At 71.9% G+C, this 9,968-nt stretch carries 9 protein-coding genes, 1 other RNA gene and 1 pseudogene; 6 read left to right on the top strand and 5 right to left on the bottom strand.

What is annotated here, in order from left to right; translation table 11 throughout:
* Together KBA23_RS07190 and KBA23_RS07185 are read right to left on the bottom strand one after the other, a co-directional pair.
* Positions 1-506: NADH-quinone oxidoreductase subunit B family protein (locus KBA23_RS07190; protein ID WP_290738646.1), on the bottom strand; the 506-nt coding region annotated here is incomplete at its 3' end.
* Positions 506-871: an NADH-quinone oxidoreductase subunit A gene (locus tag KBA23_RS07185; protein ID WP_290738643.1), complete on the bottom strand. Its 366-nt coding sequence runs from the start codon at positions 869-871 to the stop codon at positions 506-508. The genes KBA23_RS07185 and KBA23_RS07190, both read right to left, overlap by 1 nt.
* A gap of 169 nt (positions 872-1,040) precedes the next feature.
* Here KBA23_RS07185 and ffs point away from each other — a divergent pair.
* From ffs to recR, 6 genes and pseudogenes are all read left to right on the top strand, one after another.
* Positions 1,041-1,138, top strand: an RNA gene (ffs, locus tag KBA23_RS07180) — signal recognition particle sRNA small type.
* Positions 1,139-1,299: 161 nt separating this feature from the next.
* On the top strand, positions 1,300-2,346 hold the full coding sequence (gene rsgA / locus KBA23_RS07175) for a ribosome small subunit-dependent GTPase A (protein WP_290738640.1): 1,047 nt from the start codon (positions 1,300-1,302) through the stop codon (positions 2,344-2,346).
* A gap of 118 nt (positions 2,347-2,464) precedes the next feature.
* Positions 2,465-2,914 carry a universal stress protein gene (locus KBA23_RS07170; protein ID WP_290738637.1) on the top strand — a complete coding sequence of 150 codons (450 nt, stop codon included), beginning with the start codon at positions 2,465-2,467 and terminating at the stop codon, positions 2,912-2,914.
* Between the two features lie 76 nt (positions 2,915-2,990).
* Positions 2,991-4,778, top strand: a pseudogene (locus KBA23_RS07165) (DNA polymerase III subunit gamma/tau); the annotation flags it as partial.
* 3 nt (positions 4,779-4,781) lie between these two features.
* Entirely contained in the window at positions 4,782-5,126 is a 345-nt protein-coding gene (locus KBA23_RS07160) for a YbaB/EbfC family nucleoid-associated protein (protein WP_290738633.1), read from the top strand.
* A 7-nt stretch (positions 5,127-5,133) separates the two neighbouring features.
* Complete coding sequence (gene recR / locus KBA23_RS07155) at positions 5,134-5,736, top strand: recombination mediator RecR (protein ID WP_290738630.1); 603 nt, start codon at positions 5,134-5,136, stop codon at positions 5,734-5,736.
* 155 nt (positions 5,737-5,891) lie between these two features.
* Here the strand turns inward: recR and KBA23_RS07150 are convergent, their stop codons facing one another.
* From KBA23_RS07150 to KBA23_RS07140, 3 genes are all read right to left on the bottom strand, one after another.
* Complete coding sequence (locus tag KBA23_RS07150; RefSeq protein WP_290738628.1) at positions 5,892-7,277, bottom strand: M20/M25/M40 family metallo-hydrolase; 1,386 nt, start codon at positions 7,275-7,277, stop codon at positions 5,892-5,894.
* Positions 7,278-7,294: 17 nt separating this feature from the next.
* Entirely contained in the window at positions 7,295-8,452 is a 1,158-nt protein-coding gene (locus KBA23_RS07145) for an iron-containing alcohol dehydrogenase (protein ID WP_290738625.1), read from the bottom strand.
* A gap of 124 nt (positions 8,453-8,576) precedes the next feature.
* Complete coding sequence (locus KBA23_RS07140) at positions 8,577-9,965, bottom strand: aldehyde dehydrogenase family protein (RefSeq protein ID WP_290738622.1); 1,389 nt, start codon at positions 9,963-9,965, stop codon at positions 8,577-8,579.
* Positions 9,966-9,968 lie beyond the last annotated feature (3 nt).

The raw sequence follows: 9,968 nt of genomic DNA, 5'->3' as shown, positions 1-9,968 counted from the left end.
TTCCGTTGCAGCTGAAGGATGCCGTAAAGCAGCGCCTCGGCGGTCGGCGGGCAGCCCGGCACGTAGACGTCGACCGGCACCACCCGATCGCAGCCGCGCACCACGCTGTAGCTGAAGTGATAGTAGCCGCCGCCGTTGGCGCAGGATCCCATCGAGATCACGTAACGCGGCTCCGGCATCTGGTCGTAGACCTTGCGCAGCGCCGGGGCCATCTTGTTGGTCAGCGTCCCGGCGACGATCATCAGGTCGCTCTGCCGTGGCGAGGCGCGCGGCGCCGTGCCGAACCGCTCGAGGTCGTAGCGCGGCATCGAGGTGTGCATCATCTCGACCGCGCAGCAGGCGAGCCCGAAGGTCATCCAGTGCAGCGAGCCGGTGCGCGCCCAGTTGATGACGTCGGCCGTCGAGGTGACGAGAAAGCCCTTGTCGGCCAGTTCGTCGGAGATCGCCCGCGCGGTGGCTTCCTTGTCGGGTCCGGCGGCGGTGGCCAGGGCCGGGGACGGCTCCATCACTCCCATTCCAGGGCTCCTTTGCGCCACTCGTAGGCGAAGCCGATCGTCAGCACGGCGAGAAAGACGATCATGGACCAGAAGCCGAGTTCGCCCTGCACCGGAAAGCTCACCGCCCAGGGAAACAGGAACGCGACCTCGAGGTCGAAGATGATGAAGAGGATCGACACCAGGTAGAAGCGCACGTCGAACTTCATCCGCGCGTCGTCGAAGGCGTTGAAGCCGCACTCGTAGGCCGAGATCTTCTCCGGGTCCGGATTCGACACCGCCACCACCGCTGCGGCGAGGAGCAGGACCAGCCCCAGAGCGATCGCGAGACCGAGAAAGATAAGGATGGGGAGATACTCGCGCAGAATGTCGTCCAAAACGCGCCCTCCGCATTCACCCCCGCGACCGGCAGCCAAGCCGCCCGGTCAACCACGTCCTACCCATCGACTCGCATCGCGTCAACTAAGCCCGAAACCCGTTGCTGCGCCCGCCGCCGCCCGGGGGCGCCGGCTTGCCTGCGGCCGCCCCCGGGCGTATATGCGGCCGCGAGAGGTTGGCGCGGGCAGGCGCCTCGCCAACCCGGTCAGGTCCGGAAGGAAGCAGCCGTAACGGGTCCCGCTTGGGTCGTTGTCAGCCTCTCACCGTATCGGGTCGCAAGCAGGGAGGGCCGAATCATGACTGCCGCATTCGCCCGCCGGGCGGCCTCCGGGTCGCGCGCCCGCAAGTAGCGCGCCCTCGTCCGCCCGCCTGTCGTCGCGCCCGCCCGAAGGCGGCCGCGCCCTGCAATGGCGTCGGATGAACCCCAATGACCCCTGCCCTTTCGTTGCGCGACCTCGGCTGGTCGCCTTTCCTGCAAGCCGGCCTCGCACCGGATGACCTCGCTGCCGCCGAACCGATGCGCGTCGCCGCCGTCCACCGCACCGGCGTCGACGCCCTCGGGGCCGACGGGCCGCGCCGGCTCGCGACGGGCGCCCTGTCCGCGGCTGAGATCGCCGTCGGCGACTGGCTGCTCGCCGGACGCGATCCGGCGCGCGTGCTCCGGCTTCTGCCCCGCAAGTCCCTCGTGACGCGCCGCGCCGCCGGCACGGGGGCGACGCTGCAACTCGTCGCGGCGAACCTCGACACGCTTTTCGTGGTCACCTCCTGCAACGCCGACTTCAATGTGGCGCGCATCGAACGATACCTCGCGCTCGCCCGCCAGGCCGGGGCCGAGCCGGTCGTCGTGCTGACCAAGGCCGACGCCTGCCCCGAGCCGGAGGCCTATGTCGACCGCGTCCGCGCCCTGTCGCGCGCGCTTCAGGTCGAGGCGGTGAACGTGCTCGATCCCGCCTCTGCCGCCCGGCTCGAGGTCTGGTGCGGTCGCGGCGAGACCGTTGCGCTCGCCGGCTCCTCCGGCGTCGGCAAGTCGACGCTCGCGGGCGCCCTGACCGGCGCGAGGCTCGCCACCGCGCCCATCCGCGAGGACGACGCCCGCGGCAGGCACACCACCACCTCGCGAAGCCTTATCCGCACCCGCGCCGGCGGCTGGCTCATCGACACGCCGGGAATGCGCGCGCTGCGGCTCGCCGACGCGGCCGAGGGTGTCGCTGCGACCTTCGACGACATCGGCGAGCTTGCGCGACGGTGCCGCTTCGCCGACTGCGCCCATGACGGCGAGCCGGGTTGCGCGGTCGGGACGGCGATCGCGGAGGGCGCGCTCGACCCCGGACGTCTGGCCCGCTGGCGCAAGCTGGCGCGGGAGGAGGCGCGCAACAGCGCGACGCTGGCCGAGGCGCGTCGGGCCGAGCGCGGCTTCGGCCGGATGGCGCGCCGGGCGATGGCCGAGAAGCGCGCCCGACGCGGCGACGACTGATCGCCGCGCCGGGGCGCCTTTCCCGCGCGCAGCGGGCGGGGTAAGGCTCGCAAGCCGGGATGAACGGCCCGGGGGGCGCCTGCGCCCCCCGTCGAAAACCGCGAAGGGAGCGCCGCCGATGTACGCCCATATCCTGATCCCGACCGACGGATCCCCGCTTGCGGAACAGGCCGTCAACCACGGCCTCGCGCTCGCCAAGGCGCTCGGGTCGCGGGTAACGGTCCTGACGGTCGTCGAGCAGTTCGACGTGTTGCGCCACTTCACCGTCGACGACCGGGTCCGGCTCGACGAACTCATGGAGCGCTTCGAGCGAGGCGCAAGCGCGCTCGCCACCAAGATCCTCGGCGCCGCGGCCGAGAAGGCGGCCGCCCTCGGCGTCCCGGCCGCGACCGTGCAGGCGCAGTCGAACCACCCCTGGGAGGCTATCGTGAAGCAGGCGGAGGAAAGCGGCGCCGATCTGATCGTCATGGCCTCGCACGGACGCCGAGGGGTCTCCGCGCTCCTGATCGGCAGCGAGACGCTGAAGGTGCTCACCCACAGCAAGGTGCCCGTTCAGGTCCTGCGCTGACGCCCGACGCCCGACGCCCGCGGCTTGCCCCTGACGGGGCGGGTCTCTACGTAGGAAAGCCGACCAGACAGACGGGAAGCCATTGTCCGACGCCGCCGACAGCGCCTATCGCGTGCTCGCGCGCAAGTACCGGCCCGCGACCTTCGCCGACCTGATCGGCCAGGAGGCGATGGTCCGCACGCTTCGCAACGCCTTCGCGGCCGGCCGGATCGCCCACGCCTTCGTGCTGACCGGGGTCCGCGGCGTGGGCAAGACGACGACCGCGCGCATCGTCGCCAAGGGCCTGAACTGCGTGGGGCCTGACGGAACCGGCGGGCCCACCATCGAGCCCTGCGGCGTCTGCGAGCCGTGCCGCGCCATCGCCGAGGGCCGCCACGTCGACGTGCTGGAGATGGACGCGGCGTCCCGCACCGGCGTCAGCGACATCCGCGAGATCATCGACGGGGTCGCCTACCGGGCCGCCTCGGCGCGCTACAAGGTCTACATCATCGACGAGGTGCACATGCTGAGCGCCTCGGCCTTCAACGCGCTCCTCAAGACGCTGGAGGAGCCCCCGCCGCACGTGAAGTTCATCTTCGCGACCACCGAGATCCGCAAGGTGCCGGTGACGGTCCTCTCGCGCTGCCAGCGCTTCGACCTGCGCCGGATCGAGCCGGAGACGATGCTCGCCCATCTCGACGGCATCGCCGCGGCCGAGGGCGCGTCCGTGCCGCCCGATGCCCTCGGGCTGATCGTCCGCGCCGCGGAGGGCTCGGCGCGCGACGCGCTCAGCCTCCTCGAACAGGCCATCGCGCAGGACGGCGGCTCCATCGGCGTCGCGGAGGTGCGCGCCATGCTCGGCCTCGCCGATCGCGGCCGGGTGCTCGACCTCTTCGAGGCGGTGATGCGCGGCGACGCGGCTGGGGCGCTGGCGGAACTCGGCGCGCAGTATGCCGACGGCGCCGACCCGATGGCGGTGCTCCGCGATCTCGCCGAGGTGACGCACTGGGTTTCGATCGTCAGGATCACGCCGGACGCCGCCGACGACCCGACGGTCGCGCCCGAGGAACGCGCCCGAGGGCGCGACATGGCCGGCCGGCTCACGATGCGGACGCTGGCGCGCGCCTGGCAGATGCTCCTGAAGGCGCTCGAGGAGGCGGCGACCGCGCCGAGCCCGATGATGGCCGCCGAGATGGCGGTCATCCGGCTTGCCCACGTTTCCGAACTGCCGCCGCCCGAGGAACTGGTGCGCCGGCTCTCGGGCGGGCGGCCGGCCGAGGCCGCCGGCGGACCGCAGGCGGGCGGCGGCGGCGCGCCCCGGGGAGGCGGGCCGACAGCCCTCGCCATCGCCGCGACGTCGAGCCCTGCCCCCGCGGTGACGACGCCCCTGCCGGGCGCGGCGCGGGCGGCGGAGGAGGAGGCGCTGGCGCGCTACGCGACCTTCGAGGACATGGTCGCGCTGGTGCGCGCGCGCCGCGACGTGAGCCTCCTGCTCGAGATCGAAGAGGGGGTCCGGCTGGTGCGCTATGCCCCGGGCCGGATCGAGTTCGAGCCGTCCGCCACGGCGGCGCCCGACCTCGCGCCGCGGCTGGCGCAGCGGCTGATGATCTGGACCGGCGCCCGCTGGGGGGTCAGCGTCGTTGGCTCCGGCGGCGGCGCGACGCTCGCCGAGGCTGCGGCCGAACGGCGGGGCGACCTGATGCGCAAGGCGGAGGCGCACCCGCTGGTGCAGGCGGTGATGGCGGCCTTTCCCGGCGCGACGATCCGCGACGTGCGCCCGCTGGCGGCGCCGGGCGGGACGGGAACGGAGACGGAGGCGGGCGCCCCGGCGCCTGCGCCCGATGACGACGCATGGGATCCGCTCGATCCCTTCGATGAGGAGTGAAAGATGCTGAAGGGGCTGGGCCAGATCGGCGACATGGCCAAGATCATGAAGCAGGCGCAGGAAGTGCAGGCCCGGATGGCCGAGGTTCAGACGCGGCTCGACACGATGGAGGTAACCGGCGAGGCCGGCGCCGGCCTGGTGAAGGCGACCGCGACGGCCAAGGGGCAGCTCAAGGGGCTGTCGATCGACGCGTCGCTGTTCAAGCCCGAGGATCGCGAGGTGGTCGAGGATCTGATCGTCGCCGCCGTCCAGGACGCCCAGGCGCGGGCCCAGGCCGCCGCCGCCGAGGAGATGGGCCGCGTGGCGGAGGGCATGGGCCTGCCGCCGGGCATGAAGCTGCCGTTCTGAACCGACCGTGGCCGACCGGGGCGCCGAGGCGGTCGAGCGGCTGATCGCGCTTCTCGCGCGGCTGCCCGGCCTCGGGCCGCGGTCGGCGCGGCGGGCGACGCTCGCCATGCTGCGCAAGCGCGCGACGCTGCTGGAGCCGCTCACCGCGGCGATGGCGGAGGTCGCGGCCACGGCGCGGGAATGCGTGCGGTGCGGCAACATCGCCACGGCGGATCTCTGCCCGATCTGCGCCGACCCGCGGCGCGGGTCGGGCGAACTCTGCGTGGTCGAGACCGTCGCCGACCTGTGGGCGATGGAGCGCTCCGGGGCCTTCCGCGGTCGCTACCACGTCCTCGGCGGCGTGCTGTCCGCGATCGACGGGGTCGGCCCGGAGACGCTGCGCATCCCGGGCCTCGCGGCGCGGATCGCGGAGGAGGGGATCGTCGAGGTCATCCTCGCGCTCAACGCCACGGTCGACGGGCTCACCACCGCCCACTACATCGCCGAGACGCTGGAGCCCGCCGGGGTCCGCGTCACCACGCTCGCCAAGGGCGTGCCGATCGGGGGCGAACTCGACTACCTCGACGACGGGACCATCGGCGCGGCGCTGGCGGCACGCCGGACCATGTGATGCCGGCGAGTCTGCCAGGCCACCCGGCGCAACACGGGCTAACACGCGTGATAGATAGGGTAACTACCTGAATACACACGATAAAAGTGTCAAAGGTCAAAAAGGTCGGCGAGTCGTTTCACGAGCCCGCCGGCATGCCCCCCGGAGGGGCGATCTCAGGTCCGAGACAACGCGTCGAGGATCCGCGCCCAGGAACGGATGCCGCGGTGGAAGCTCGCGAGATCGTATTTCTCGTTCGGCGAGTGGATGCGGTCATCATCGAGAGCGAAGCCTGTCAGGACCACGTCCATCCCGAGCAACTCCTTGATGTCGGCGCTGACCGGGATCGAGCCGCCCATGCCCAGGATCGCCGGCGGCCGGCCCCATTCCGCCTCCAGCGCCGCCGCCGTCGCCCGGAACGCCGGGCCGTCCGGCGAGAACGTCGTCGCCCGCCCCGACCCGTGCTCCTCGAACTCGACCTTGCAATCCGCCGGCACCCGCGCCCGCACGAAGTCGCGGAAGGCCGCGCGCACCTTGCCCGGATCCTGCTCGAACACCAGCCGGAACGACACCTTGGCCGAGGCCCGGCTCGGGATGACCGTCTTGAATCCCGCGCCCTGGTAGCCGCCGCCCATGCCATTTACCTCGGCGGTCGGGCGCGAGGTGATCTGCTCGAGCACGCTGCGGCCCCGCTCGCCCGCGGGGATCGACAGGCCGACGGCGCCGAGAAACTCGGCCTCGGGGAAATCGAGCCGCGCCCAGCTCTCGCGCATCGCTTCCGGCAGCTCGTGGACGCCGTCGTAGAAGCCCGGAATCGTCACGCGCCCGTCCTCGTCGTGCAGGTCGGCGAGGATCTTCGCCAGCACGTGGTTGGGATTGCGCGCCGCCGAGCCGTAGGCCCCGGAATGCAGGTCGCGGTCGGCGCAGATGATGGTGATCTCCTCGCCGCAGAGTCCGCGCAGCATGGTTGTGATCAGCGGCGTCTGCGCGTCCCACATTCCGGTGTCGCAGACGAGGCCGATATCGGCCCTGAGTTCGCCCGCATGGGCCGCGAGGAACGGCGGCAGGCTCTTGCCTCCGGATTCCTCCTCGCCCTCGATCAGAACAGTCACCGGGATCGGCAGCCTGCCGGTGACCGCCTTCCAGGCGCGGCAAGCCTCGACAAAGGTCATGACCTGACCCTTGTCGTCGGAGGCGCCACGGGCGCGGATCTCCTTTGTCCCGTCCGCACGCGTCTCGATCGCCGGGTCGAATGGATCGCGGGTCCAGAGCTCGAGCGGATCGACCGGCTGCACGTCGTAGTGCCCGTAGAACAAGGCCGAGGGACCGTCACCCTCGCGCAGATGCGCCACGACCACCGGATGCCCCGGCGTGGGATGCGCCGTCGCGGCAAAGCCGATCGAGGCGAGGTCGCGCACGTGCCAATCGGCGCAGTCGCGGCAGGCGCCGGCATAGGCCGGGTCGGTCGAGATCGAACGGATCCGCAGCGTCTCGAAGAGCCGCGCCAACGCGTTCTCCTGATCGGCGTCGACGTGGGCCAGCACGCGGTCGAGGTCGGACATCGGGGTCTCCTGCAAAATCAGCCCAGCCGCCCGTCGGCGGCGCGGCGGAAGAGATCGAGCGCGTCGTCGACCCCGAGCCTGCGCGGGTTCCCGCCCGCGGTCGGATCGACCACGGCCATGCTCGCCATCTCGCCGAAGCGGGCGTCGTCGACCCCGATCCCGCCGAGGGTATGCGGCACCCCCAGCTCGGCGCGGAGCGCCAGCACCCAGTCGATGAGGCCCCCGAGCCCGCCGGAGAGGCCGAGCCAGCTCGCGAGCCGCCCGGCCTTGGCCTCGATCTCCGCGCGGTTGAACTCGAGCACGTAGGGCATGAACACCGCGTTGGTCAGGCCGTGGTGCGTGTCGTAGAGCGCCCCCACCGGGTGGCTGAGCGCGTGGATGGCGCCGAGCCCCTTCTGGAACGCCGTCGCGCCCATCGCCGCGGCCGAGAGCATGTTCCCGCGCGCCTCCAGGTCGGCGCCGTCGCGGTAGGCCCGTGGCAGGTATTCCCTGACCAGCCGCACCCCCTCCACGGCGATCCCTTCCGCCATGGGGTGATAGGAGGGCGCGAAATAGGCCTCGAGGCAGTGCGCCAGCGCGTCCATCCCGGTGCCGGCGGTCAGCGCCGGCGGCAGGCCCACGGTCAGCTCCGGATCGAGGATCACCTGCGCCGGCATCATCTTCGGGTGGAAGATCACCTTCTTCACGTGCTCGGCGAGGTTGGTGATGACGCCCGCGCGCCCGACCTCGGAGCCGGTCCCGGCGGTCGTCGGCACGGCCACGATCGGCGCGATCCCGGCCGGATCGGCGCGGGTCCACCAGTCGCCGACGTCCTCGAAATCCCACATCGGCCGGGTCTGCCCGCGCATGAAGGCGACGACCTTGCCGCAGTCGAGCGCCGAGCCGCCGCCGAAGGCGACGACGCCGTCATGCTCGCCTTCGCGCAAGGCGGCGACGCCTGCCTCGACATTGGCGTCGGTCGGGTTCGGCTTGACCTCCGAGAACACCGCCGGCGCGAGCCCGTCCGCGCGGAGCACGTCGAGCGCCCGCGCCGTGATCGGCAGGTTGGCGAGGCCGGGATCGGTGACGAAGAGCGGCCGCGCGATCCCGGCGGCCTTGCAGGCGGCGCCGAGCTCGGCGACGCGCCCCGCGCCGAAGCGGATCGCGGTGGGGTAGCTCCAGTTGGCGGTGGTCATATCGGCATCTCGCAGACGGCGGCGGCCCCAGTTACCGGCAATCAACGGGCCGATGCAACGCCGACTCATGGCGCTGCGGGCGCTGCCGAGGCCCGCGCTCGTCCGCGGGCCGGCATACGCGCGCTCACCCCGGCAGGCGCTTCCTCAGGTGGTAGGACTTCGGCCGGGTAAGCGACAGCCAGCCGAGATAGGAGAGCGACGTCCCCCGCCCGGTCTCCTTGCAGCCGGTCCAGCACAGGGCCGGGTCGAGGTAGTCGGCGCGGTTCATGAACACCGTCCCGGTCTCGATCCGCGACCCGATCTCCGCCGCCGCCTCCGCGTCCTCGGTCCAGATCGACGCGGTGAGGCCGTAGCGGCAGTCGTTCATCAGCGCGACCGCCTGCTCGTCGCCCGAGACCGGCATGATCCCGACCACCGGCCCGAAGCTCTCCTCGGTCATCACCCGCATCGAGTGATCGACGCCCACCAGCACCTGCGGCGCGAGGTAGGCGTCGGCGCCGGTGTCCGCCGGGAAGAGCGCCGGATCGACAAGCGGCTTCGCGCCCGCCGCCATCGCCTCGGCCACCTGCCCCCGCACGTTGTCCGCAAACCGCCTGTGCGCCATCGGCCCGAGCGTCGTCGCCTCCTCCAGCGGGTTGCCGAGCTTCAGCCCCGAGACCCAGGCGACGGCCTTGTCGACGAAGGGCTCGTAGAGGCTCCGGTGGACATAGATCCGCTCGATCCCGCAGCAGCACTGACCGGCGTTGTACATCGCCCCGTCCATCAGCACGTCGACCGCCGCGTCGAGGTTGGCGTCGGCCCGCACGTAGCCCGGATCCTTGCCCCCGAGTTCGAGCCCCGTACCCACGAAGGTTCCTGCCGCCGCGCGCTCGATGGCGCGGCCGCCCTCCACCGAGCCGGTGAAGTTGACGAAGTCGAACGCCCGCTCCGCGATCAGCTCCGAGGTGGTCGCGTGGGTGAGGAAGACGTTGGTGAAGACGCCCTCCGGCAGATGCCCGAAGGCCTGCGCCAGCCGCTCGCCGCAGAGGAGCGTCTGGGAGGCGTGCTTGAGAACCACCGCGTTGCCGGCGATCAGCGCCGGAACGATGGTGTTGATCGCCGTCAGGTAGGGATAGTTCCAGGGCGCGACGACGAAGACGAGGCCCAGCGGCTCGCGGGCCAGATAGCGCAGGAACCGATCGCTGTCCTCGATCACCTTTGGCGCGAGGTTCTCCGCCGCGGTTCCGGCCATGTAGGCGGTGCGCTCACGCACGCCGCCCATCTCGCCGCCGTAGCGCACCGGCCGACCCATCTGCCAGGCGAGCTCGGTGACCACGTCGGCGTTGACCCGGTCGAGCCGCGCCACGCCCTCGCGGACAAGCTCGATCCGTTCATCCAGCGGTCGCCGCGCCCAGTCCTTCTGCGCCGCACGCGCGCGCGCCAGCCGCTCCCGCACCGCGGCAACGCTCTCGGCGGGGCGCTCGGCATGGACCGATCCGTCGATCGGCGAGGCGCAGCGGATCTTGTCGGTCATCGT

It is taken from the genome of Amaricoccus sp. (assembly GCF_017995835.1).
Classification (GTDB): Bacteria; Pseudomonadota; Alphaproteobacteria; order Rhodobacterales; family Rhodobacteraceae; genus Amaricoccus.
Note: the sequence above shows the minus strand (reverse complement) of the source record. Positions and strands in the feature narration are given on the sequence as shown.

Coding starts and splice junctions, on each gene's coding strand:
- rsgA (WP_290738640.1), top strand. CDS start 1,300: ATGACCCCTGCCCTTTCGTTGCGCGACCTCGGCTGGTCGCCTTTCCTG.
- KBA23_RS07170 (WP_290738637.1), top strand. CDS start 2,465: ATGTACGCCCATATCCTGATCCCGACCGACGGATCCCCGCTTGCGGAA.
- KBA23_RS07160 (WP_290738633.1), top strand. CDS start 4,782: ATGCTGAAGGGGCTGGGCCAGATCGGCGACATGGCCAAGATCATGAAG.
- KBA23_RS07150 (WP_290738628.1), bottom strand. CDS start 7,277: ATGTCCGACCTCGACCGCGTGCTGGCCCACGTCGACGCCGATCAGGAG.
- KBA23_RS07145 (WP_290738625.1), bottom strand. CDS start 8,452: ATGACCACCGCCAACTGGAGCTACCCCACCGCGATCCGCTTCGGCGCG.
- KBA23_RS07140 (WP_290738622.1), bottom strand. CDS start 9,965: ATGACCGACAAGATCCGCTGCGCCTCGCCGATCGACGGATCGGTCCAT.